Raw genomic sequence first — 24,209 nt, forward strand, 5'->3', positions numbered from 1 at the left:
TCGGCACCCATCGACAGCGCCTTGCGCAGCGCGTCCTTGGCGTCCTCCGGACCCACGGTCAGCACCGTGATCTCCGCGTCGTCATCCTCCCGCCGACGCTCCTCCGCGATCTGGAGGGCCTGCTCGACCGCGTACTCGTCCAGCTCCGAGAGCAGGCCGTCCACATCGTCACGGTCGAGCGTCAGGTCCTCGGCGAAGTGCCGGTCGCCGGTGGCGTCGGGCACGTACTTCACACAGACAACGATCCTCAAGCTCACGCCGGCTCTCCTTACGGTTCTCGGATGGCTGCGCTGCCGAACCGGAGCACCTGAAGGAGAGTATGGCACTCAGTACCCTTCGTAAAGGTACTCAGTGTCACTCATGCCGGTGCTGATGCTACGTTCCCTCCATGACGGACGTACGCGACGAAGGCGGGGCGACCGCGGCGACCGGCGGGCCCGGGCCGTCCGGCAAGGCGCCCATGCGCGAGGTGCTCATCGAGGCCGCGTTCCAGCTCTTCATGGAGAACGGTTTCGAGCGGACCACGGTGGACGACATCGTGACGCGGGCCGGAGTGGGGCGTCGGTCGTTCTTCCGCTACTTCCCGTCCAAGGAAGACGTCGTCTTCCCCGAACATGAGCGCTGTCTGACCGAGATGAGCGCCTTCCTCACGACGAGCACCGACGGCGAACCGCTCGACGCGGTCTGCGACGCGGCCCGCCTCGTCATGCGGATGTACGCCGCGAACCCCGAGTTCTCGGTGCAGCGCTATCGCCTCACGCGCGAAGTGCCCAGCCTGCGCGGCTACGAGCTGTCCGTGGTGCACCGCTACGAGCGGACCCTGGCCCACTACCTCCGGCAGCGCTACGCGGGTGACCGGAACGGAGCACTTCGGGCGGAGGTACAGGCCGCGGCCGTCGTCGCCGCGCACAACAACGGGCTGCGGGCCTGGCTGCGAGGCGGCGGGCACGGCGATGCCGCGAAAACGGTGGATCAGGCACTGACCTTCGTCCGGCAGACGTGGGACGACGCCGGTGAATCCGCGGAGAGTGGCGGCACCGCGTCCGCACCGGAGGACGATGTGATCGTCATGGTGGCGCCGCGGGGGGCTCCCCTGTGGCGCGTGGTGCAGAAGATCGAGAAGACCTTGGGAGACGAGTAGCCACCGCTATGGCACTCGGCCCCCTTGACCGAGGGTACTCAGTGCCATAGCGTGCGGCGTCGGAACGCGAGCCGGACCGTCGGCCCCCTCTCCACAAGCCTGCCCTTCCCCTACGAAGGACTGCCATGGATAACGTCTCCCGCCTCGGTGTCGTCGGCTGCGGCCTGATGGGTTCCGGGATCGCCGAAGTCGCCGCCCGCCAGGGCCTGGACGTCCTGGTGGCCGAGGCCACCCAGGACGCCGCCGAGGCAGGCCGCCGCCGCCTCACGGACTCCCTGGACCGTGGCCTGCGGCGCGGCAAGCTCACCGAGGAGCAGCGCGACCAGGCCCTGGCCCGGCTGACATTCACCTGCCACCTCGGTGACCTGGCCGACCGTCAGTTCGTCATCGAGGCGGTCGCCGAACAGCGGGATCTCAAGAGCACGGTCATGCAGACCCTCGACAAGGAGGTCGTCGACCCGCGGGCGATCCTGGCCACCAACACCTCCTCCCTGCCCGTCGTCGACCTCGCAGCCGTGACCAGCCGACCGGAGCAGGTCGTCGGGATGCACTTCTTCAACCCGGTCCCGGTGCAGCCCCTGGTGGAGCTGATCCCCGCCCTGACCACGGCCTCCGAGACACTGGAGCGTGCCGGGGACTTCGCCACCCGGCGGCTGGGCAAGCAGACGATTCAGGCCCCGGACCGCTCCGGCTTCGTGGTCAACGCCCTGCTGGTGCCCTATCTCCTGGCCGCCGTCCGCATGGTGGAGACCGGCACCGCCCGTCCGGAGGACGTGGACCACGGGATGGAGCTGGGCTGTGCCCACCCCATGGGGCCGCTGCGCCTGCTCGACCTCATCGGACTCGATACCGCCCAGGCCGTTGCCGAGTCGCTGTACGAGGAGTTCAAGGAACCCCTGTACGCGCCGCCCGCCCTGCTGCGCCGCATGGTCGCCGCCGGACGCCTGGGCCGCAAGAGCGGCCAGGGCTTCTACGTCTACTGAAGCCGCCACCAACTAGGCGGACGGCGTGGGCAGTTTTGCCGTCCTTCCGCCGTCGAGCACCACGGTCTCTCCCGTCAGGAAGCTCGACCTGTCGCTTGCGAGGTAGACGGCGAGGTCGCCGACATCGGTGGGCTGCCCCACGCGCCCCAGAGGGTGCAGGCCGTTGAGAGCGTCACGGGCCGCGGACGGATCCGGGTGGGACGCCAGGTAGTTCTCGCTGAGTTCGGACGTGATCCAGCCGGGGGCGATCGCATTGCAGCGGATGTTGTGCTCGCCGAGATCGACCGCCAGGGCGCGCGTCAGGCCGTGAATGCCTGCTTTGGACGCGCAGTAGGCCGCATGTCCGGGGTTCGCCCCGAGCCCTTCGACGGAGCCGATGTTGACGATGCTTCCCCCGCCCCGTTCTCGCATGTGCGGCAGGGCCGCCTGAGCCAGGAACATCGGTGCGCGCATATTGACGGCGACCATGAGGTCCCACTCTTCCACCAGAATGCGGGACACGCTGCGCTCGAACATGATTCCGGCGTTGTTGACCAGGACGTCCAGGCCGCCGAAACGCTCGACGGCGCCCTCGACAGCTGCTGCGATCGATGCCGGGACACTCAGGTCGGCGTGCACATGAGCGACCTGCGGGTGGTTCTGAAGCGCGGTGTCCAGAGCCTGGCGCTGCACGACCGCAACCTGAGCTCCTTCCTCGAGGAAGCGATCGACGATGCCTCGGCCAATGCCGCGCCCGCCACCGGTCACCAGGGCGACTTTTCCGTCCAGTTGCACTGCGCGGTCTCCTCAGTTCGCCACCGGCTTGGCGCCCGTGACCTCGACGGTTTCTCCAGCGATGTAGCGGGACTCGCTGGACGCGAGGAACGCGATGACGTCCGCGATCTCTTCGGGCTCCGCGATGTGTCCCAGCGGTACGGTCTTGTTCAACTCCGCAACGGCCTGATCCGGATCCAGGCCCCGGCGCTCGAACCCGGAGCGCAGCATGGGTGTATTGATTTCGTGCGGGCAGACGGCGTTGACGCGGATGCCATCGGGTGCGTGATCGCGCCCCAGGCTCTTGGTGAAGGAGGCCACCGCTCCCTTGCTGGTGCAGTAGGCGACGTGCTGTGGCCCCGGGTACACCCCCCATACGGAAGAGGTGTTGACGATGGCGCCTCCCCCACGCGCCTTCATGGGAGGAATGGCGGCTCGACACAGGTAGAACATGGCCGTGAGATTGACGTCGAGAGCGGTGTGCCACATGTCGTCGGAGGTCTCCAGAATCGTCCCCCGGGGGATGATCCCGGCGTTGTTGACCAGGACATCCACGCCACCGAAGTGTTCCACGGTTTCCGCGACCACTCGCTCGCAGTAGGTCTTTTCGCGCAGGTCACCGACGATGAACTTCATGGCGCCACCGGCCGCTTCGATGTCCTTCGTTAGCGACTGGCATCCCTCCGCCGAAACGTCGGCCACCATCACGGCAGCCCCTTCCCCCGTCAGCTTGCGCACCAGGGCCTTGCCCACGCCTCCCGCGCCGCCCGTGACGATGGCGACCTTTCCCGAAAACCTCACCGTGCTTCTCCTTCACGGGGCGATATGCGATCGAGAGCCTTATGGCGTCAGGCAGATGCGGGTTCCCGGCGTCCGTCCACCCGGCGGGCGATGGCCCAGGGGTTCGCCTCCCGCAGGGCCGGCGGAAGCTGACTCTCCGGGAAGGACTGGTACGCCACCGGCCGCATGAAGCGGCCGATCGAGGCGGTGCCCACGGAGGTGGTGGCGGGTGCCGTGGTGGCCGGGTACGGCCCCCCGTGGTGCTGGGCGTAGGAGACGGTGACACCGGTCGGCCAGCTGTTCCACAGCACCCGGCCGCTCGTGCCGCGCAGTGCGCTCACCAGGCCGGTGAGCCGCTCGTCGGCCTCGGCCTGGATGGTGGCGGTGAGCTGTCCGCCCAGCAGGGAGGCCAGTTCCTCCAGCTCGCCTTCGGAACGGTATTGGACGATCACGGTGGCCGGGCCGAAGATTTCCTGTTCCAGCACGGTGGCGTCGTTCCGGACGTCCTCCGAGCTGGTGATCAGCACCGTGGGGTGGGGCGCCTCGGCATCGTCACCGGCGATGAGCTCGTCCACCGTCGGCAGGGCACGCACCGAAGCGAGCGCTGCGTCGAATCCTTCGCGCAGATGCGGGGTCAGCAGCGCCGTGCGTGGCTTGGTGCCGAGTTCCCGGCGGAGGACGTCGGTGACCTCATCGATGTCGGAAGCCGGAACGAAGAGGAGTCCGGGCTTGGTGCAGAACTGCCCCATGCCCAGGGTGGAGGCATTGGCGTAACCGGCCAGGATCTCGTCCCGACGGGTGGCCCAGGCCTTCTCGGTGACGAAGACGGGGTTGATGCTGCCCAGCTCTCCGTAGAAGGGGATGGGGACGGGACGGCGGCAGGCGCGGTCGAAGAGGGCGCGTCCCCCGCTCGGGGAGCCGGTGAATCCGATGGCTTGCACGAGGGGATGGTCCACCAGGCCCTGTGCCGCGGCACGTCCGGTCACCGTGGAGAACAGGCCCGTCGGGGCGTCGGCGGCCCGAAGCGCTTCGGCCACGATCTGCCCGGTGCGTACGGCAAGATCACGGTGACCGTCGTGGATCTTGTGCACCACCGCGCATCCGGCGGCGAGGGCGGAGGCGGAGTCTCCTCCGATCACACTGAAGGCGAAGGGGAAGTTGGAGGCACCGAAGACACCGACGACGCCGAGCGGCACCTTGAGGCGTCGGATGTCCGGACGCGGCCCCATGCCCCAGGCGGCGTCTTCGTGGTCGATCGTGGCGTCGAAGTGCTCGCCACGGACGATCTCGTCGGCGAAGAGCCGCAGCTGGAAAACGGTGCGCTTGAGCTCGCCTTGGAGACGTCCCGTAGCGAGGTGCGTCTCCTTCTGGGCCAGCGGTACCAGCTCTTCGGCGTGCTCTTCCAGCGCCGAGGCGATGGCCTCCAGCCACTCGGCCCGTCGGCGCGGTGTCACATCGTGTGCCTGCTCGTACGCCGTGTGGGCCGCCCGGATCTGCTCATCGAGCTGCTCGGTGGATGTCGTGGACGGTGCGTCCGCAGTGGTGGTCATGCTGTGTTTCCTCGTCGGTGACGGTGTAGCGCGGTTCAGTGCTGCCGTTCGAGGCTGGAGTGGACGTGACGGGCCACTCGGGTGCCACTTTCGATGGCGCCGTCGATGAACCCGGCCCAGATGTTGGCGTGGTCGCTGCTCGCGAAGTGCAGGACTCCGGTGCCGGCCTGCAAGGCGTGGTGGTACTGGGTGAGGTGGCCGGGCTGCTGGATCAGCCAGGTCTCCTGGGAGTACGGGTCTGCCATCCAGTCGTGCCCGCCGACGTCCAGCACGTCGAGGTCATCGCGCCATACCCGCAACGCCGCGTCGACGGCCTTCGGGTCGTTGACGTCGATCCGGGAGGAGTCGGCGCCGAAGGCGACCAAGACGGCGTCATCTTCCCCGATGAACTCGGTGCGCACGACGGAGAGCGCGTGGTGCTGTGAGGAGTACGCGAAGAACGGCTTGACGGGGCCGCGGACGCGGATCCACGCCTTCGCTCCCCGGGATGCGGTCTTCTCCCGGCTGGGGCGGAGCTTGCCGTCCGGGAGTGCGGGGGTGATGTCCAGCTGATGCAGCATGTTCTGCGGCAGGGTGATCACCACGCGCCGGGCCCGCAGGGTGTGACCGTCGCCGTAGGTGATCTCGGCTCCCCGCTCGTCGTGGGTGATCGAGCGGACCGGGGCTTCCAGGCGGATGTCGGCGCCCGAGTCGGCCGCGATGGCCTCCACCAGGCTCCGCGTGCCGTCGGCGAGTCGGAAGATCGCCGAGGCTTCGTGCATCAGGTGCCAGGAGCCGGCGGCCGCGGCGGTCCAGCGCAACGCACTGAGGTAGGCACACTGGTCGAGCGGGGCGTTGAAGTGCCCGACCCAGGCCGCTTCGTTGGCGTTCTTCTCCTCCACCGGCAACTCGAGTTCGTCGAGCATCTCCTGGAGGTTGAACTGGTCGACGTCGGCCAGCCGCCGCACGGTCAGGGGCGCGTCGGGGCGGGGGATCCACTTCATGGTGTCTTCCAGCAGCCGGGTCATGCCCGGGTTGATCAGGTTCATGAAGTCGTCCAGCGTCCCGCGGCGCACCTCGTCACCGGCGAGCCAGTACGTTTCCTCCGAGCGAGGCCCCCGGGTGACGGCCAGCCCGTAGCGGGTGACCTCCGCCCAGGCGTGGGGCTGGATCCAGTGCAGCCAGGTGCCGCCGATCTCCAGGTCCCGCCCGAGACGCTGATCGGTCCACGTCCGGCCGCCGATCCGGTCGCGCGCCTCGAGGACGACGGCCCGCACTCCCCTGCGGCCCAGTTCACGGGCGGTGATCAGACCGGCGACCCCGGCTCCGATCACCACGACGTCCGCCTGCTGTTGCATGTCTGCCCTTTCCTCTTTCGCAGGTGTCTCGGATGCCGACTACGCCGTGGACACGCCGAACTCGACCGTGCCCCAGCCCTCGAAGGTGCCTGCCCAGCGGCCGGTCTCGTTCATGGGCACTGCCTGGAGGCAGCTGCCGGGGAGGATGACCTGCCCTGGTTCGAAGGCGATGTCATAGGTGGCGAGCCGGTTGCACAGCCACGCGGTGGCGGCGAAGGGGTTGCCGAGGATGTTCCTGGTGTTTCCTTCGATCACGGGGCGGCCGTTGAAGTGCAGGATGCCCCGCGTGTCGCTCAGCGAGAGGTCGGTGACGCGTCGCGGCGTTCCCCCGAGGATGACGGCGCCGGTCGAGCCGTTGTCCGCCAGGGTGTCCGGCAGGTCGATCGCCCAGTTCTCCACGCGCGAGTCGATGATCTCGATCGCGGGCACGGCGTACTCGACGGCGTTGATGACGTCGGCGACCGTGACGTGGGGACCGCGCAGGGGGTGCTCGAGGATGAAGGCCGGTTCGAGTTCCACGAACGGCTCGATGTAGCGCTGCCGTTCCTGCGGAACGCCTTCGTAGGCGAACGTCGATCCGAGCAGGTACCCGTAGTCGGGTTGGTCGAGGCCGAAGGCGTCCTGCATGACCTTGGCGATGTTCCCCAGCTTGTAACCGACCACGCGGTCGCCGTCGGCGACGGCCGCTTCCGTGTTGATCCGCTGGACCGCGAAGGCGCTGTCCGCGTCGAGGGCGGGCCAGGTCTTCGTCGGCGCGGTGACGGGCTCGGCATCGGCTCGTGCCCTGCGCAGGGTCGAGGCGATGTCGTGGAGTTCTGATGTCTGCATCGATGTTCGCCTCGGCCCGCTCAGACCATGCTGGGTGCGCCGAAGCCGCCCAGACGTCCCTTGTGGAAGATGAGGGGATCACCCCAGCCGGTGGCCATCCGCACCACGCGGGCGACGACGATGACATGGTCGCCGCCCTCGAGTTCCTGGGTCAGGTCGCACTCGATCCAGGCGTGGGCTCCGGCGATCCGCGGAGTGCCGAGGTCGGAGAGGGCCCAGTCGATGTCGGCGAACTTGTTGGGCTGCTTGCTGGACAGGGCGCGGCAGACGTCTTCCTGCCCGGCGGCCAGGACACTTGCGCACACGCGGCGGGCGGTGCGCAGCTTCGGCCAGGTGGTGGAGGTGTGGGCGACGCTGAAGGTCACCAGCGGCGGCTCCAGGGACAGTGACTGGAAGGTGCCGACCACCAGGCCGTGGGGGTGGGTCGCGGTGGGAGTGAGGCCACAGAGCGCGACGACGCCGGTGGGGAGGTGACCCATCACGTCGCGGAAGTGTGCCTGGTCGATCGCGGTGTGCATTGCATACCCCTTCTCCGTTCACATAGTGAACTGCGCGTTCAAGTGACGTGTGAGCGATGGTGGGCGGCACGCACTGCGCTGTCAAGAGGTGCGCACAGCTCTCAATACCGTTCACCGCACCTGGCACGAGGCAGTAAAGGCAACGCGCGCACCGACGTCGGGCGAAACGGCAGTGCGGCCCGGAAGCCTTGACGAGCCCTGAGGTTCATGCCACGCTTCCGAAAATTTTGGTCGAGGCGCTCACTATTCGAACACTCACCGACGAAGTGAGCACCCACCCTTCGTCGCCCCTCACTCGACCACGTCGCGCCGACGCCTCATCGGCGTCATGCGGGCGATCTCGGGCCGCATCCGCTCACCTCAGGAAGGACTGAAGTGTGACCACCCTCAGCAACCCCGATCCTGTAGCGACCGACGAGGCCGGTCCGGTCGACAAACGGCGCTTCATGATCAAATTGACCGGCCTGACGGTCGGCGGCATGTTCATCGACGGCTACATCCTCGGCATCATCGGGACCGCCATCGCCGCCGCCACCGCCGAGCTCAACATGTCCCTGTTCTGGGAAGGGCTGACCGGGGCGTCCGCTCTGATCGGCATCTTCATCGGCGGACCTCTCGGTGGCTGGCTGGCCGACAAGCTCGGCCGCAAGCCGACGTTCACGCTCGACCTGGCGCTCTTCCTGGTCGGTTCGATCCTTCAGTTCTTCGTCGACTCGACCTGGCAGTTGTTCGGCGTGCGGCTGCTGATGGGGATCGCGATCGGGGCCGACTACTCGGTGAGCTGGCCGCTGCTGGCCGAATTCGCCCCGGCGCGCCTGCGCGGACGGCTGATGTCCCTCTCAGAGGTCGCCTGGTACGTCGGCTTCATGTTCGCCTTCTGCGTCGGCTATGCGATGAGCACGGTGTTCTCGGCAGACTGGCGGATCATCCTCGGCTCCAGCACGGTACCGGCACTGATCTTGTTCCTGGCCCGGCTGGGCCTTCCCGAATCCCCCCGCTGGCTGATGAACCAGGGCCGCACCGAGGAAGCACACCGGATCGCCCACGACTACCTCGAATCCCCCTCCGACGTCCTCGACCTCGCCGGTGAATCCACCCGTCAGGGCACCTTCGGGATGCTGTTCTCCCGCGACTACTGGAGGACGACGACCTTCGTCTCCGTGTTCTGGTTCTGCACCGTCACCCCGTATTTCGCCATCGCCACCTTCGCGGCCAGCGTGCTGTCCGACTACGGACTCGGCGACGGCTTCGGCGGGGCGCTGGGCCTCAACGGGCTCGCCCTGGTCGGTGTGCTGGTCTCCCTGGCACTCATCGAACGCGTCGGCCGCCGCAAGCTGATCCTTCCCACGCAGTGGGTGTGCGCGGTCGTCCTCCTGATCATCGGACTGTGGACCTCGGCGCCCCCCGCTCTGGTGCTGACCTGTTTCCTCGTCTTCGCCTTCGCCAACGCCATACCCACGGCCATCACGGGCGTCTACCCCGGCGAGGTCTTCCCGACCGAGATCCGCGGCATCGGGACCGGCTTCGGCTGCGCCTTCAGCCGCGTCGGCGCCGGCCTGGGCACCTTCCTGCTGCCGTGGTCGATGCACAACCTCGGCCCCGGGCCGAGCATGCTCATCGCCGCCGGCGTCTGCGTCGTCGGTGCCGTGGTCTCCCAGGTCCTCGCGCCGGAGACCACCGGCCGCCCGCTGAGCGAAACCTCCGCCCCACACCGCGGCAGGCCCCGCCGGGAGAAGATCCCGGCCTGAACGGGCGCCACTCAAAACGTCGAGCACGACAGCGGGACACACGGAAAGCCGCTCGCGGAACGGCACGGGCCGACATCGCGAGCGGCTTCCCCGCGGTGCGTGCGACCTCCACACCGGCTGCTCACCGCCGCCCCCACCAGGACCTCAAGGATGATCATGCCCGCACAGCCCGAGCAGCAGGCAGCCGTGCCCGGCACCGTCGTGGCCGTCGTCCTCGCCTGGCGCGGGCGTATCGGCCTGTTCAAACGCGGCCGCCACGTCGGACACGATGCGGGCCTGTGGCACTGCGTCACGGGCTTCCTCGAGGACGGGAACCACGCACACGCCCAGGCGCTGCTCAAGCTGTACGAGGCGACCGGAATATCGGTCGCCGAACTCGTGGACTTCCGGCCCGGGCCGGTCCTGGACCTTCCGGACGCCCGGGGCAACCGGTGGCGGGCGCACACCTTCCGCGCCGGGACCGAGCGGAAGAAGCTGCGGCTGAGCTGGGAGTACGACACCTACCGATGGGTGCGTCCCCGGTCCGTGGTGCGCTTCGACGGTCAGGCGCCATGGCTTCGCGCCATCCTGGGGGCGGACCGTGCGTTCACTATCTGAACATCCAGGCGTTAGAGTGGGAGCGAGAATGGTTTGAGCTGCGTGTGCGCGCAGCGTTCCGCACCACGAAAGGGCCCCATGAGCGACGCATCCGCACCGGTAGAGATGACGAACAAGTCGGTGACCAAGGGTGTGCGACTGCTTCGCGAGCTGGCAGCCCAGCCCCGGTCCGGGGCCACCGTCACGACGCTCGCGAAAGCAGCGGGCATCTCACGGCCGACCGCGTTTCGTCTGCTGCACAGCTTCGAGGTGAGCGGCTTCGTCGACCGCATCGGCAACAACTACGTCCTGGGCTGGGAGCTGGCCCGGCTCGGCCGTTACGCCGATCCTCACGCGGGCCTCGTCGCCCGCGCGCAGCCCCTGCTGGAGGAGCTGTCGGAGAAGTTCAACGAGCAGGTGACCCTCTCCGTACCGAATCTCCAGGACGGGCTCGAGCTGGTCGCCGAGGCCACCGGATCACACGTGGTGGGCATCGTGCCGCACAACATGGTCGGCCAGCACTACCCCCTGCACGCCAGTTCCACCGGCAAGGTGCTGCTCGCGGAGCTGCCCGTGGAGAAGGTGGTCGCGCTCCTGCCCGAGGAACTGGAGTCGTACGCCTCGCGCACCATCACCGATCGGGCGACCCTGCTCCAGCAGCTCGATGAGATCCGCGAGCAGGGTTTCGCCGTCATCGACAACGAACTCGAAGAGGAGCTGCTGTCGCTGTCGCGCCCCATCCGCGACTCGTCCGGCACCCTCGTGGCGATCCTGACCGTCAACGGGCCCCGGTACCGGTTCGGCCGGGCCCAGATTCCCGAGGCGCTCCAGCAGATGCAGACCATCGTGGACCGACTGGTCGACGTGTTCTGGCAGGACTCGACATCCGCGTGACCAAAGCATCCTTGCGCCTGGCCAGGCCATAGCTCAGGCGACCGCTAACCGAACGTAGCGTTCATAGCTCGGCCGCGAAGGCGTGCGTCCGAGTGCCGACCCTTGCCCTCCAGCGGCAGGTCCACGCCCGCCATCAGGGCTACTTCCCAGCGGAACGCGATTCCCGGCGACCCCCTGTTGACACGCGCCTTCAGCAAGCCACAACATGAACGCCACGTTCGCTTATTGAACGCCTCGGATTCCTACCGGTGTGCTCTGCGGGTCTCTACACCGCAGGAAGGCCCCGCCTCTCGCCCTGGAGCGCAGCCATGAGCAATCAGCCGATGAAATTCTTCGCCTTCGACGTGTCCGCCCCCGCCCATCTGACCGCGGGTTCCTGGCGTGACCCCGATGACGAGGGACGGCGCTACACCGACCTCAGCTACTGGACCGATACGGCTCGCATGCTGGAAGAGGCCTGCTTCGACGGCATCTTCTTCGCCGACACCGTCGGCTACCACGACGTCTACGGCGGGTCGCCCGACGCCGCCATGCGCGATGCCGCCCAGTTTCCGATCAACGACCCCGCACTGCTGGTCTCGGCCATGGCGTCGGTCACGCGCCACCTGGGCTTCGGCGTCACGTCGTCCTTGACGTACGAGCAGCCCTACGCCCTGGCCCGCAAGTTCAGCACACTGGACCACCTGACCGCCGGACGGGTCGGCTGGAACATCGTCACCTCCTACAACGAATCGGCCGCGCGCAACCTCGGGCTCGGCACGCAGATCCCGCACGACAAGCGCTACGACATGGCGGACGAGTACCTCCAGGTCTGCTACAAGCTCTGGGAGGGCTCCTGGCAGGATGACGCGGTCATCCGCGACGCGCGGGCCGGGTCCTATCTCGACCCGCGGCGCATCCACTCCATTCACCACAAGGGCACCTACTTCGATGTGCCGGGCCTGCACCTGTGCGAGCCGTCCCCACAGCGCACCCCCATGCTCTTCCAGGCCGGTGCCTCCTCCCGGGGGATGCTCTTCGCCGCGGAGAACGCCGAAGCGGTCTTCGTGAACACCATGACCCCCGAGCTGACCCAGCGCAGCGTCCACAAGATCCGCACCGCCGTGGCCGAGGCAGGCCGCGACCCGCGTAGCATCAAGATCCTCGCCCTGATCACCGTGATCGTCGCGCCCACCGACGCCGAGGCCCAGGAGAAGTACGAGCGGCACCTTCGCAACGTCAGCTACGAGGGCGCACTGGCCCGGTTCGCGGGCTGGACCGGGATCGACCTGAGCGGTGTGGACCCGGACCTGCCGCTGGAGTACGTGGACGTGGACGGTTCCCGCTCGATGGTGGAGATGTTCTCCAAGGCGGACCCCACGCGGACCTGGACCACCCGGCAGATCGCCGAGTTCATCGGCATCGGCGGCACGGGCGCGGTCATCGTCGGCTCGCCGCAGACGGTGGCGGCCGAGCTGCGCAGGTGGCGGGATGTGGCCGACCTCGACGGTTTCAACGTCAGCTACGCGACCAAGCCCGGTGGTTGGGAGGACTTCATCGAGCTGGCCCTTCCGGAGCTGCGCCGACAGGGCCTGGCGCGCGAGCGCTACGACGTGCGGGCCACCACGCTCCGCGAGAGCTTCTACGGGGCGGGCCGGAGCCGCACGCTGCCCGACCACCCGGCCTCGAAGATCCGCTCCGCCCTGCACGAGGGCGCCCCTCTGGTATGACCCCTCCGTCAGGCTCCGGGCCTTTCCCGGTGCGAGCTCTCCTCCGGGGGCGGCAGAATCCGGGTGGGGTCCACGGTGAACCCGACCGCGGCCCCGCCACCGGGCCGGGCCCTCGCGAAGACGGTGCCGCCGTGTGCCTCGGCGACGTCACGGACGATGGCCGGGCCGAGCCCGGAGCCGGGCAGGCCGCGGGCGGTGTCGGCCCGGTAGAAGCGGTCGAAGACGCGCTCCGCGTCGTCGGCGCGGATGCCGGGCCCACGGTCGCGGACGGTGATCATGCCGCGGCGGAGGTGCACCTCGATCGGCTCGTCGCCGTGACGGTCGCGGCGCTGGCGGTCGTCGCCCGACGCACCGTGCCGCGGGCTCCGTCCGAGCTCCGACCTGAACGAACTGGAGCGGTGCTTCGGGCGCACCACCCCGGCGTCCTAGGCCGCGGGCCTCGGTGTGCTGCCCCGGGGCGCTATGCCGGTTGGCGTTTTTTATTCACGACATACCCGGCCCCGACCGGGAATGATGGGCGCCGTGACCACGAAAGACACATCGACGCCCGAGTCCACGACCGACGCCCCCGACCGGCCGTTTCGCGTCCGCCTGGCTGTCCGCCAGAGCGATCTGGACACCAACGGCCATGTACGCGGCTCCGCCTACGTGGACTTCGCCGACCACGCCCGTTGGGCCTGCGTACGGGAAGCCGGGGTCGACCCGCTGGAGATGTCACGGGCCGGGCTGGGGCCCGTCAACCTGGAGACCACCCTTCGCTATCACCGTGAACTGCGCGCGGGTGACGAGTTCGACGTCACCTGCGTGTTCACGTACGACGGCGCCGACAAGAAGACCGGCCGCGCCACCCAGGAACTCCGGTGTATCGACGGCACATTGGCCGCCACGGTGGAAAGCGTCATCGGCGTGCTCGACCTCACGACGCGCCGCCTCGTGCGCGACCCGGCCTCTCACTGGCGCCGGCTGGCCACCATCCCCTCCCTGCTCGGCGCCGACTAGACGGTTCGTTCAATGTGAGTGCTCGGATTCGGTGGCGCTCGCCGCCGTCCCGGGCGCGCCTTGCGCGGGTACGGTGAAGGCCGCCGTCCGGACCGTGCCCTGGTGCTTGAAGTCCAGGAACAGGCGGTACGCGCCGGGGCTCGGTGCCGTTGCCGTGAAGGAGATGCCGGGGCCGGGCCTGGTCTTGCCGTCGCCCGGTTCGCCGTTGGGGTGCACGTGCAGGTACGCGAGGTCGCCGGAGCGCAGGGCGACCAGGTGGCCGTAGGCGCCGAGGTAGGGCTGGAGGTCGCGCACCGGCTTGCCGTTCCGGGTGACGGTGAACGTCAGCTCACCGGCTTTGCCGGGGGTCAGATCGCCACCCAGCCGGACCTCGTAATCGCCCGTCCTGGCCGTGGTGTTGCGCGCGGGCAGTTCCTTCGGCTCGTACGCTCCGGCCACGGCGAGGTCGGCGCCGAGCGTGAGCGCTTCTCCGCCCTTGGGCTTGAAGTCCGCGAAGACACGGTACCCACCGGCCTTGGGGAGATCCACGGGAGTGGACCAGGTGCCGTCGGCCGCCCGGGTCGGGTGCAGGTGGCGATACTCCGTCAGGTCGTGTGAGGCGACGATCAGGTGGAGTTCCTTGTCGTGCTCCCGGTCGTAGCGGGTGAGCTGTCGCCCCGTGGTGTTCCGCACGATGGCGAAGCGCAGGTCGGCGCTCTTGCCTGCCTGGAGGCGCGGGGTCTCCACGTCGAGGGTGTAGCCACCGTCGGAGATCTGTAGACCTCCGGGCAGGTCGGCCTCCTGGCCCTGTTCATGGCCTTGCTCGGGACCTTGCTCGGGGCCTTGCTCGGGGCCGCCGCTCTTCTCGGGGCGCGCGGCGTCCGCATGCTCGCCGTGAGCCGCACTCTTGGGCTCGGGCGAGATCTCGCCGACCCCGCTGCCCACGCCGTACGCGGTGCCGAAGGTCGCGGCGAGCGCGGCGGCGAATGCGGTGATCCGCAGTCCGGTCTTCATGGCCCACTCCTCGTCTCCCGGCCGCCTCTCCTCGCGGCCTTCCGCACGTCACAATACCCCTAGGGGGTATAAAGTCAAGCCGGGCCCGGCCTTGCCATAGATACGGGCTGGGGGTATACAGGACGACGTCGCGAACATACCCAGGCGGGGTATCCGCCATCGACTGCGAGGAGCAGACATGACCACCGCCACACCCGGCGCCGAAGAGGTCGAACTCGCCATCGGCGGCATGACCTGCGCCTCGTGCGCCGCCCGGATCGAGAAGAAGCTCAACCGCATGGACGGGGTCGAGGCCACCGTCAACTACGCCACCGAGAAGGCGAAGGTCACCTTCCGGGAGGACATCGCCGTCGCGGAACTGATCGCCACCGTCGAGGCCACCGGATACACCGCGCGGGAACCCGAACCGGACCCCGCACACACGACGCCCGGCACCGATACTGACCACGAGGGAGACGCCGAACTACGGCCGCTGCGGCAGCGGTTGACCTCCGCCGTCGTCCTCGCGGTCCCGGTGATCGCGATGGCCATGGTCCCCGCGTTGCAGGTCGAGTACTGGCAGTGGCTGTCGCTGACGCTGGCGGCACCCGTGGTCACGTACGCCGCCTGGCCCTTCCACAAAGCGGCCTGGACCAACGCCCGGCACGGCGCGGCCACCATGGACACGCTGATCTCCGTCGGCACGACCGCGGCGTTCCTGTGGTCGCTGTGGGCCCTGTTCTTCGGCACGGCCGGAACGCCCGGTATGACACACGCCTTCGAGCTCACCATCACCCGCACCGACGGCACCGGGAACATCTACCTGGAGGCCGCGGCCGGTGTCACCGCCTTCATCCTCGCCGGACGGTACTTCGAGGCACGATCGAAGCGGAAGGCGGGCGCGGCGCTGAAGGCGCTGATGGAGCTGGGCGCCAAGGACGTCACGGTGCTACGCGGAGGTCGCGAAGTACTCATCACCGTCGGTGAGTTGACGGTCGGAGACCGGTTCCTGGTCCGGCCCGGCGAGAAGGTCGCCACCGACGGCACGGTCGTCGAGGGTACGTCCGCGATCGACGCCTCGATGCTCACCGGTGAGTCCGTCCCGGTCGAGGTCGGCGTCGGCGACAACGTCACCGGGGCCACGCTCAACGCCGGTGGCCGCCTGGTCGTGGAGGCCACCCGGGTCGGTGCCGACACCCAGCTCGCCCGCATGGCCAAGCTGGTGGAGGACGCGCAGAACGGCAAGGCGGCCGCGCAGCGGCTCGCCGACAAGATCTCGGCGGTGTTCGTCCCGGTCGTGATCGCCCTGGCGCTCGGCACGCTCGGCTTCTGGCTCGGCAACGGCGCGGGGCTGACCGCCGCCTTCACCGCCGCGGTCGCCGTCCTCATCATCGCCTGCCCGTGCGCCCTGGGCCTGGCCACCCCTACCGCGCTCATGGTCGGCACCGGCCGCGGCGCCCAGCTCGGCATACTCATCAAGGGGCCCGAAGTCCTGGAGACCACGCGCAAGGCGGACACCATCGTCCTGGACAAGACCGGCACCGTCACCACCGGCCGCATGACCCTGCTCGCGGTGCACACCGCCGACGGCACGGACGAGACGGACGTGCTGCGGCTCGCGGGGGCTCTGGAGCACTCCTCCGAACACCCCATCGCCCGGGCCGTCGCCGCGGGGGCGGCCGCCCGGGTGGGCAGCCTGCCGACCCCGGAGGACTTCGCAGGCGTGGCCGGACTCGGTGTCCAGGGCATCGTGGAAGGCCACGCGGTCCTGGTCGGCAGGACCAAGCTCCTGGCCGAGTGGGCGATCTCCCTGCCCACGGAGCTGGAGCGGGCCAAGGCAGAAGCCGAGGCCGCAGGACGTACCGCCATCGCGGTCGCGTGGGACGGCGAGGCCCGCGCGGTCCTGGAAGTGGCCGACGCCATCAAGGACACCAGCCCGGAAGCGATCAGGCGGCTGCGCGCCCTGGGCCTGACCCCCGTCCTGCTGACCGGCGACAACAAGACCGTCGCCGAGGCGGTCGCGGCCGAGGTGGGCATCGATGCCGGGCAGGTGATCGCCGAGGTCATGCCGCAGGACAAGGTGGACGTGGTCAAGCGGCTCCAGGCCGAGGGCCGTTCGGTGGCGATGGTCGGCGACGGCGTCAACGACGCCGCAGCCCTCGCCCAGGCCGACCTCGGCCTCGCGATGGGCACCGGCACCGACGCCGCCATCGAGGCCGGAGACCTGACCCTGGTGCGCGGCGACCTCAGGGCCGCGGCCGACGCCATCCGGCTGTCCCGCAAGACCCTGGGCACCATCAAGTCCAACCTGTTCTGGGCCTTCGCCTACAACGTCGCCGCGCTCCCCCTCGCCGCCTCCGGACTCCTCAACCCGATGATCGCCGGAGCCGCGATGGCCTTCTCCTCCGTCTTCGTGGTCGGCAACAGCCTCCGGCTGCGTGGCTTCCAGCCGGCGGGCAAGTGAGCCGACGGCACGCACACCCCGTCGCCTCCATCGCATCGGCCACCGCGCAGGGCACAGTAGGGCCATGAACGCGGACGACAGCAACGTTCTCGCCCGGGCCCGCGCGGCGACCAGGCTTCCGGCCCAGGACCTGGACCGGGCGAGGCGTTTCTACTCGGAAAAGCTCGGGCTGGAGCCCGTCGACGAACGGCCCGGTGGGCTGCTCTACCGGTGCGGAGGCGTGGACTTCGCCCTGTTCCAATCGGCGGGCGCCTCCCCCGGTACCTTCACCCAGATGGGGTGGGAGGTCGACGACATCGAGACAGCCGTGGCGGCGCTGAAACGGCGCGGCGTGGTGTTCGAGGAGGTCGACCTGCCCGGGCTGCGTACGCGGGACGGGATCGCCGAGATCGACGGCAACTACCCGAGCAAGGGTGCGCGGGGGGAACGCGGTGCCTGGTTCCGTGACAGCGAAGGGAACATGCTGGGCGTCGGCGAGCCGGTCGTCTGAGCCGATGGCACACGCTCAGCGGCCGGTCCACCGGGGGAGGCGTTTTTCGGCGAAGGCCCGCGGGCCCTCCGCCGCGTCGTCAGACGTCAGCATGGCCCGGTAGGCGGGCAGGTGGCCGTGGCGCAGGTGCTCGTAGCCCTCCTCGATCGTGGTACCGGCCGTGGTGCGCAGGATTTCCTTGACCGCCGCCACGGCCAGTGGCGCCCCGGCGCAGATGTCGCGTGCCAGCTGCATGGCCGCATCCAGGAGTTCGGACCCGTCGACGACACGGTTGACCAGGCCCCACCGCTCCGCCTCGTGCGCGGGCATCCGGCGCCCGGTCAGCAGGAGCTCCTTGGCCACCGCCTGCGGGAGGCGCCGGGGAAGCCGCAGCACTCCGCCGGAGTCGGGGACCATGCCGAGGGTCACCTCCGGCAGGGCGAACTCGGCGTGGTCGGCGGCGACGATCAGGTCGGCGGCCAGGGCGAGTTCGAAACCACCGCCCAGGGCGAGGCCGCCCACCGCCGCGATGACGGGCTTGTCGAGGTCGAAGAGTTCGGTGAGGCCGGCGAAGCCGCCCGGGCCGTGATCGGCGTCGATCGCCTCGCCCGACGCCGCGGCCTTGAGGTCCCATCCCGCGGAGAAGAACCGCTGTCCGGCGCCGGTGAGCACCGCCACGCGCAGCGTCTCGTCCCGGGCCAGCCGGTCGAAGGCCGAGTGGAGCGCGCGGCTGGTGGCCACGTCGATCGCGTTCGCCTTGGGGCGGTCCAGGGTCACCACCAGGATGCCGCCGTCGACCTCCGTACGTACCGGGTCAGCCATGCCGTCCTCCTCGTTCGTCGGTCCCCAGGCTGATCAGCACATCGGCGGCCACCACGCCGCCGTGGCCGGGCAGGACCAGCAGGGGGTTGATGTCGAGTTCCACGAGTGTGTGCGCGTGGGCGCGCGCGAAGTCGGCCACGGCCGCCACCGCGTCGACGACCGCGTCGACGTCGCCCGGCGGCTGTCCGCGGTAGCCGGTCAGCAGCGGCCAGATCCGCAGGCGCCGCAGCGCGGCGCGGATCTCGTCCCGCCGTACGGGCAGCAGCAGGGTCGCCGCGTCGCCGAGGAGTTCGACCAGGGTGCCGCCCGCGCCGATGGTGAGCGCCGGGCCGAACTGCGGGTCCCGGTGGATCCCGACGATCAGTTCCGCCACCGCGCCGTGGACCATGCGCTCCACGAGGAAGCGGTCCGAGAGGCCCGCCATGCCGTCCACCGCGTCGCGCACCTGCTGTTCCCCGGTCAGCCCGAGGCGTACGCCGCCGACGTCGCTCTTGTGCGCGATCGCCTCCGACAGCGCCTTCACCACGACGGGGAATCCGATGTCCCGGGCCGTTCGGGCGGCGGTCGCGGCGGTGGCCACGGCGCCTGCCGGTACGGGCACGCCCCACTCGGCGAGGACCCGTTTTCCCTGCCACTCGTCGAGCGGGGGCGTCCTGGTCGGCGGCGCGGTGGCCGGGTCGAGTGGCAGGACCGTACCGGCCGCCTCCTGGGCCAGGCCGATGCGGCGCGCCGCGGCGACGGCCGTCAGGCATGCGGCGATGCCCTGCATCGGGGCGACGCCCTCGTCCAGCAGCCGGGTGCGCACCGGCTCCGGCAGCCCTTCCGGCAGCGAGCTGACCACACACGCGGGCGCGCCGGCACACCGGTGCGCGGCCAGGTAGGCGTCCAGGGTGGTCTGCCACGTCTCCGGGGAGCAGCGGTCCGCGCGCGGGAAGTCGAGCACCAGGAGGTGCATGTCGAAACCGGTGGTGAGGAACGCGCGGAAGCAGTTCCGCTGTGCGTCGGCGTCGCCCCAGATGTAGGTGTGGTAGTCCAAGGGGTTGGCGACGGATACGCGTGCGCCGAGCACCTCGCCCAGCCGTTGGGCGGTGTCGTCCGGGAACGGTGGCAGTTCGACCTCGTGGTCGTGGGCGAGATCGGCCAGCAGCGACGCCTCGCCTCCCGAGCAACTCGCGGAGGCGATCCGCGCCCCGGGCCGTGCCCCGTGGACGTGCAGGTATTTCAACGTCTCCAGGAAGGTGCCGACCTGGTGCACCCGGGCCATTCCCAGGCGCCGGAAGAAGGCGTCGCAGAGCACGTCGGAGCCCGCCAGCGAGCTCGTATGGCTCAGATTGGCCCGGCCGCCCAGTTCCGACCGGCCCGTCTTCAGCACGACGATCGGGACCCGCCGGTGGAGCGCGCGTACGGCGGCCCGGGACAGGCCCGCGGGATCGTCGATGCCCTCCAGGTGCAGGCCGATCGCGGTGATCCGGGGGTCCTCCAGCAGGGCGTCCACGAGTTCGGCCACCCCGGTCACGGCGGCGTTGCCGACCGTCACCAGCCGGGCCAGCGGCATTGATCTGCGCTGCATGGTGAGGTTCTGGCCGATGTTGCCGCTCTGCGTGATGATGGCGACGCCGCTGTCCACGCGCCGCCCGCCGTGCTGGTCGGCCCACAGGGCGGCGCCGTCGAGGTAGTCGAGCATCCCGATGCAGTTGGGCCCGATCACCGCCATCTGTCCCGCGGCGCGGACGAACGCGCGCTGCCACCGCGCACCGGTCGGCCCGTCCTCGGCGAAGCCCGCCGCGTGGCAGACCGCTCCACCCGCGTCGCGTGCGGCGAGTTCCGTCAGCACCTCGACGGTGGCATCGCGCGGCACGGCGAGGAACGCGGCGTCCGGTGGATCGGGCAGCGCGGCGGTGTTCGGGTAGCAGCGCAGGCCCTCGATGGTCGTACGCCGGGGATGGACGGGCCAGATCGTCCCGGTGAAGCCCGCGCGGCGGCACTGCCGGATCGCTTCGGCGGCGGTGTCGCCACCGAACACGGCGATGTGGCGCGGGCTCAGCAGGCGCCGGAGATTGTCCCTGGTACCCATCCCCGCGTCACGATCCGAGGGGACGCAGCAGGGAGCGGGAGATGATGTGGCGCTGGATCTCGCTGGTGCCGTCCCAGATGCGCTCCACCCGGGCGTCCCGCCAGAACCGTTCGATCGGCAGTTCCGCCATCAGCCCCATGCCGCCGAAGATCTGCACGGCCCGGTCGGTGATCCGGCCCAGCGCCTCCGAGGCGTACAGCTTCGCCATCGCCGCGTCCCGGTCGGTCATGGTGCCCTGGTCGAGCTTCCACGCCGCCCGCATGGTGAGCAGTTCCGCGGCCTCCAGCTCGGTGGCCATGTCGGCCAGGGGGAAGCCGACGCCCTGGAACCGGCCGATCGTCCGCCCGAACTGGCTGCGTTCGGCCGCCCACCCCGTGGCGAGGTCCAGTACGCGCCGGGCGCGGCCGACACTGGTGGCGGCGACGCTGAGCCGACTGGCGCCCAGCCACTCCCCCATCAGGTCGAAGCCGCGCCCCTCTTCGCCGAGGCGCTGGTCCGTGGGGATCCGGCAGTCCGTGAACGACAGCTCGCACTGGTGGTAGCCGCGGTGCGATACGGCCGCCGAGCCACGGGTGACGGTGAGGCCCGGGGCGTCCAGGTCCACCAGGAACGCCGTGATCGGGTTCTTCCGCGCGCGGCCCGGTTCCTGGACCGCTTCGGCGGCGCCGGTGGTGGCGAAGAGGATTACGAAGTCCGCCGCGTCGGCGTGGCTGATGAAGTGTTTGGTGCCGTTGAGGACGTACGTGTCGCCGTCCCGCACCGCGCTCATGGTCATCGAGCGTACGTCGGACCCGGCGCCGGGTTCGGTCATGGCCAGGCAGTCGTGGCGTTCCCCGCGGATGGTCGGGAGCAGATAGCGCTCGCGTTGCTCCCCTTCGCAGGCCTGGAGGATGTTGCTCGGCCGGGCCACGAGCATCTGGAGGGCGTAGCCGGTGCGGCCGAGCTCGCGCTCGACCAGGGTCATGCTGGTGGCGTCCAGGCCGCCGCCACCCAGCTCTTCGGGCATGTTGCCCGCGTAGAGCCCGGCGTCGAGGGCCTTGCGGCGGATCCGCTCGGCCAGTGCGGGCGGCACGTCGTCGAGCCGCTCGACCTCGTCCTCGTGCGGCTCCAGTTCGGTCGTGACGAACCTGCGCACCGTGTCCACGATCATGCGCTGTTCGTCGGTGAGTTCGAAATCCATGGCGGCTCCTCAGGACGGCGGGACGGGAGCGAATGGGCTTCGGGCGTGGCGTGGGCTTCAGCCGCGGCGGGGGATCCCCATCGGGCGGCCCACGACCTCGGGTCGGGGCAGGGCCGTGTGCGCCTGCCGGATCGCGGCCAGCCGCTGGAGCAAGGCCGCGGGCATCGGGCACGACCGCCCCCGCTCCATGTCGACGTGCACCAGCATCTGTTCGGCCGTGGCCAGCAGTGTGCCGGTGGCGCCGTGGTGCATGTCGTGGAAGATGTGGACCCGCTTGGCGTCGTGGTCCAGGACGCGGAGGGTCAGCCGGATCGGCTCGCCCTCGGCCACCTCGCGGCGGTTGTGCAGGTGGGTTTCCACCGTGTACAGCGAGTGGCCCGCGGCCCGGTACTGCTCGTCGATGCCGATGTAGCGGAAGAACGCGTCCGCGTTGTCCCCGAAGACCAGCAGGTAACACGACTCGCTCATGTGGCCGTTGTAGTCCACCCAGGCCGGGCTGACCGTGGTGTGGTGCAGGGACAACGGTGCGGGGATGTCGGCGGTGTCGTCCCAGGTGCGGTGGCCGGTGCCCTCGTAGGGGGTGACCACCCGACTCGTTCCTTCCTCGGCATGCTCATCGTCGTCTGCCATACCCGGCTCCTGTTCCTGACGGTGCTGTTTCCGGGTTCGTGTCGGTTCGGCGCGAGGGTCGCTCAGCTCCGGACCATCTCGCGTTGCACGAAGTCGTAAAGAATCCGCCGCATCCGCTCGACGCTGCGGCCGGGGCGGCCGGTGAGCACCTGGATGCCCAGCCCGTCGATCAGGGCCGTCAGGGACACCGCCAGCTCCTCGGGATCGGCGTCGGTGAAGACGCCCTGGGCCTGGCCTTCGGCGATCGTGCGCGCGACCGTCTCGTGGTAGCGGGCGTAGGAATCGGTGTGCAGCACGCGCAGCTCCGGGCGCAGCGCGGTCTCGTTCCACACCTGCAACCAGATCGACCATTCCCGCTGCAACGCACCCGGTGTGGGCAGTTGCAACTCGACCAGGCGCAGCAGCCGTTGGTGCGCGTCCTCGATGCTGTGCAGCTCCGCGACCTGGCGGTCGAAGGCCTGCTGCACCGAGTGGCGCAGCGCCTCGGTCAGCAGTCCGTCGCGGCCCGGGAAGTGGTAGTGGATCGTTGCGGCGCTCGTACCGCAGGCCTCGGCGACGTCCGACACCCGCACCGCGTGGTAGCCCCGCTCGGCGATGAGGCGCCAGGCCGCGTCGAGGATCTGCCGGTACCGGCCCGTGTCCCCGTCGCGTACGGGCCGTCGGGCGCTGCGCTGCGGAACGGCGGACACGGTGTCCGCCTCGTCGCTGCCGTTGATCAGCCAGTTCACCGTGACGTTGCCGAGCTCGGCGATCCTGGTCAGCTCGGCGGGGGTGAACCGCCGCGCCCCGGTCAGCGACTTGGACAGCTTGGTGGGGTCCAGCCCCATGGCGTCGGCGAACGCGCGCTGACTGCCCGGGTATCCGCGCAGCACCTCACGCACCCGCTGACGCGTCGCGTCCGCAGTGTGCAGCATGCCGCCGACCCTAGGGGCGCATTGCGAAACCCGCAATAGTCTGACGCGTCAATCGCAACGCAACGCATCAGGCCGGGGAGTCCTCCTCCATGGGCGGCATGAAGGCGCGCAGCCACCGCTCCGTCTGGGCGACGTGCGCCTCGGCCGCGCCGGCGGCGGCGCGCGGATCGCGGTCGGCGATCGCGGTGGCCAGCACGCGGTGGTCCTCGTCGCTCTTGCGCCGCATCTGCTCGCCCTCGGGGAGGGTGAAGATCTGGTACTTGCGGGAGCGGGCGCGGAAGACCGAGAGCAGCGAGGCGAGGGCGGGGTTTCCGGCCGCGGTGGCGATCTCGGCGTGGAAGCGGTGGTCGAGGTCCGATGCCTCGGTGGGGTCGTCGGTGGCGTCCATGGCCTCGATGAGCGCGAAGAGTTCCCGCACCGTCTCCGGGGTGCTGCGGGCCGCGGCCTGCGCGGCGACGTGGGACTCCAGGACGCGCCGGATCTCGTACACCTCCAGCAGGCCGGACAGCGGCAGCAGCTCCAGGGTGAGCGACAGGCTGCCGATGATGTCCTCCGGCCTGAGCTGGGAGACATAGGTACCGGAGCCGTGTCGCGGCTCGACCACCCCCAGGGCCGCGAGCATCCGCACGGCCTCGCGCAACGACCCCCGGGACACGCCGAGTTCCTCGCACAGCTCACCCTCGGGCGGAATGCGCCCTCCGGCGCTGAGGCGCCCGGTCGCGATCATGTGGCGCAGGCCGTGGAATGCCTTGTCGACTGCGGACATCCGATTCCTCCCGAACGGGCGGGGCGCGGTCCCGCGCCCTTCGCCGCACTGTACCGATTCATCAGATGTCTCGGAGGTATCGATTGGAAGTCATCTGATGAT

At 69.7% G+C, this 24,209-nt stretch carries 23 protein-coding genes and 1 pseudogene; 9 read left to right on the plus strand and 15 right to left on the minus strand.

The window, feature by feature from the left end; genetic code table 11:
* A partial coding sequence (locus EEJ42_RS01050; protein ID WP_425472835.1) for an electron transfer flavoprotein subunit beta/FixA family protein occupies positions 1-257 on the minus strand: 257 nt, incomplete at its 3' end.
* 203 nt (positions 258-460) lie between these two features.
* Here EEJ42_RS01050 and EEJ42_RS01055 point away from each other — a divergent pair.
* Both EEJ42_RS01055 and EEJ42_RS01060 read left to right on the plus strand, forming a co-directional pair.
* The gene (locus tag EEJ42_RS01055) at positions 461-1,141 is read left to right on the plus strand and encodes a TetR family transcriptional regulator (RefSeq protein ID WP_123098202.1); all 681 of its coding nucleotides are present in this window, start codon (positions 461-463) and stop codon (positions 1,139-1,141) included.
* 125 nt (positions 1,142-1,266) lie between these two features.
* Entirely contained in the window at positions 1,267-2,124 is an 858-nt protein-coding gene (locus tag EEJ42_RS01060; RefSeq protein WP_123098153.1) for a 3-hydroxybutyryl-CoA dehydrogenase, read from the plus strand.
* A 12-nt stretch (positions 2,125-2,136) separates the two neighbouring features.
* On the opposite strand, the gene EEJ42_RS01065 is transcribed toward EEJ42_RS01060, so the two are convergent.
* Genes EEJ42_RS01065 through EEJ42_RS01090 form a run of 6 tightly spaced genes read right to left on the minus strand, consistent with a single transcriptional unit; the run spans position 2,137 to position 7,890 of the window.
* A complete protein-coding gene (locus tag EEJ42_RS01065) occupies positions 2,137-2,898 on the minus strand; it encodes an SDR family NAD(P)-dependent oxidoreductase (RefSeq protein WP_123098154.1) in 762 nt (253 codons plus the stop codon).
* 12 nt (positions 2,899-2,910) lie between these two features.
* The gene (locus EEJ42_RS01070; RefSeq protein WP_123098155.1) at positions 2,911-3,678 is read right to left on the minus strand and encodes an SDR family NAD(P)-dependent oxidoreductase; all 768 of its coding nucleotides are present in this window, start codon (positions 3,676-3,678) and stop codon (positions 2,911-2,913) included.
* Positions 3,679-3,725: 47 nt separating this feature from the next.
* Positions 3,726-5,207: an aldehyde dehydrogenase (NADP(+)) gene (locus tag EEJ42_RS01075; protein WP_123098156.1), complete on the minus strand. Its 1,482-nt coding sequence runs from the start codon at positions 5,205-5,207 to the stop codon at positions 3,726-3,728.
* A gap of 35 nt (positions 5,208-5,242) precedes the next feature.
* Entirely contained in the window at positions 5,243-6,544 is a 1,302-nt protein-coding gene (locus tag EEJ42_RS01080) for a flavin monoamine oxidase family protein (protein WP_123098157.1), read from the minus strand.
* Positions 6,545-6,583: 39 nt separating this feature from the next.
* Positions 6,584-7,372 carry a 2-keto-4-pentenoate hydratase gene (locus EEJ42_RS01085; RefSeq protein WP_123098158.1) on the minus strand — a complete coding sequence of 263 codons (789 nt, stop codon included), beginning with the start codon at positions 7,370-7,372 and terminating at the stop codon, positions 6,584-6,586.
* A gap of 20 nt (positions 7,373-7,392) precedes the next feature.
* On the minus strand, positions 7,393-7,890 hold the full coding sequence (locus EEJ42_RS01090) for a flavin reductase family protein (protein WP_123098159.1): 498 nt from the start codon (positions 7,888-7,890) through the stop codon (positions 7,393-7,395).
* A 377-nt stretch (positions 7,891-8,267) separates the two neighbouring features.
* On the opposite strand from EEJ42_RS01090, the gene EEJ42_RS01095 reads away from it, so the two are divergent.
* From EEJ42_RS01095 to EEJ42_RS01110, 4 genes are all read left to right on the plus strand, one after another.
* Complete coding sequence (locus EEJ42_RS01095; RefSeq protein WP_221179299.1) at positions 8,268-9,638, plus strand: MFS transporter; 1,371 nt, start codon at positions 8,268-8,270, stop codon at positions 9,636-9,638.
* Positions 9,639-9,794: 156 nt separating this feature from the next.
* Positions 9,795-10,235: an NUDIX domain-containing protein gene (locus EEJ42_RS01100; RefSeq protein WP_148081805.1), complete on the plus strand. Its 441-nt coding sequence runs from the start codon at positions 9,795-9,797 to the stop codon at positions 10,233-10,235.
* 78 nt (positions 10,236-10,313) lie between these two features.
* Positions 10,314-11,108: an IclR family transcriptional regulator gene (locus EEJ42_RS01105; RefSeq protein ID WP_123098161.1), complete on the plus strand. Its 795-nt coding sequence runs from the start codon at positions 10,314-10,316 to the stop codon at positions 11,106-11,108.
* Positions 11,109-11,416: 308 nt separating this feature from the next.
* A complete protein-coding gene (locus tag EEJ42_RS01110) occupies positions 11,417-12,817 on the plus strand; it encodes an LLM class flavin-dependent oxidoreductase (RefSeq protein WP_123098162.1) in 1,401 nt (466 codons plus the stop codon).
* 8 nt (positions 12,818-12,825) lie between these two features.
* Here EEJ42_RS01110 and EEJ42_RS01115 read toward each other — a convergent pair.
* Positions 12,826-13,140: pseudogene (locus EEJ42_RS01115) on the minus strand (sensor histidine kinase); the annotation flags it as partial.
* A 199-nt stretch (positions 13,141-13,339) separates the two neighbouring features.
* Here EEJ42_RS01115 and EEJ42_RS01120 point away from each other — a divergent pair.
* The gene (locus EEJ42_RS01120; protein WP_246095943.1) at positions 13,340-13,816 is read left to right on the plus strand and encodes an acyl-CoA thioesterase; all 477 of its coding nucleotides are present in this window, start codon (positions 13,340-13,342) and stop codon (positions 13,814-13,816) included.
* 9 nt (positions 13,817-13,825) lie between these two features.
* Here EEJ42_RS01120 and EEJ42_RS01125 read toward each other — a convergent pair whose 3' ends face one another.
* On the minus strand, positions 13,826-14,809 hold the full coding sequence (locus EEJ42_RS01125) for a hypothetical protein (protein ID WP_123098164.1): 984 nt from the start codon (positions 14,807-14,809) through the stop codon (positions 13,826-13,828).
* A gap of 178 nt (positions 14,810-14,987) precedes the next feature.
* Here EEJ42_RS01125 and EEJ42_RS01130 point away from each other — a divergent pair, with 178 nt between their 5' ends.
* Positions 14,988-17,252 (plus strand): heavy metal translocating P-type ATPase, encoded by a 2,265-nt coding sequence (locus EEJ42_RS01130; RefSeq protein WP_123098165.1) that lies wholly within the window; start codon positions 14,988-14,990, stop codon positions 17,250-17,252.
* A 64-nt stretch (positions 17,253-17,316) separates the two neighbouring features.
* Positions 17,317-17,742, plus strand: a complete 426-nt coding sequence (locus EEJ42_RS01135; RefSeq protein WP_123098166.1) for a VOC family protein — start codon at positions 17,317-17,319, stop codon at positions 17,740-17,742.
* Positions 17,743-17,757: 15 nt separating this feature from the next.
* Here EEJ42_RS01135 and EEJ42_RS01140 read toward each other — a convergent pair whose 3' ends face one another.
* The 6 genes from EEJ42_RS01140 to EEJ42_RS01165 form a co-directional block, all read right to left on the minus strand.
* Positions 17,758-18,543: an enoyl-CoA hydratase-related protein gene (locus EEJ42_RS01140; protein ID WP_123098167.1), complete on the minus strand. Its 786-nt coding sequence runs from the start codon at positions 18,541-18,543 to the stop codon at positions 17,758-17,760.
* Positions 18,536-20,617 (minus strand): acetate--CoA ligase family protein, encoded by a 2,082-nt coding sequence (locus EEJ42_RS01145; protein ID WP_123098168.1) that lies wholly within the window; start codon positions 20,615-20,617, stop codon positions 18,536-18,538. The genes EEJ42_RS01140 and EEJ42_RS01145 overlap by 8 nt, the downstream gene beginning before the upstream one ends.
* A gap of 7 nt (positions 20,618-20,624) precedes the next feature.
* Entirely contained in the window at positions 20,625-21,797 is a 1,173-nt protein-coding gene (locus tag EEJ42_RS01150) for an acyl-CoA dehydrogenase family protein (RefSeq protein ID WP_123098169.1), read from the minus strand.
* A gap of 57 nt (positions 21,798-21,854) precedes the next feature.
* Entirely contained in the window at positions 21,855-22,427 is a 573-nt protein-coding gene (locus EEJ42_RS01155) for a thioesterase family protein (RefSeq protein WP_123098170.1), read from the minus strand.
* A gap of 62 nt (positions 22,428-22,489) precedes the next feature.
* Positions 22,490-23,341 (minus strand): TetR/AcrR family transcriptional regulator, encoded by an 852-nt coding sequence (locus tag EEJ42_RS01160; protein ID WP_123098171.1) that lies wholly within the window; start codon positions 23,339-23,341, stop codon positions 22,490-22,492.
* Between the two features lie 67 nt (positions 23,342-23,408).
* A complete protein-coding gene (locus EEJ42_RS01165; RefSeq protein ID WP_123098172.1) occupies positions 23,409-24,107 on the minus strand; it encodes a FadR/GntR family transcriptional regulator in 699 nt (232 codons plus the stop codon).
* Positions 24,108-24,209 lie beyond the last annotated feature (102 nt).

The sequence above is a fragment of the Streptomyces botrytidirepellens genome (genome assembly GCF_003721215.1).
Classification (GTDB): domain Bacteria; phylum Actinomycetota; class Actinomycetes; order Streptomycetales; family Streptomycetaceae; genus Streptomyces; species Streptomyces himastatinicus.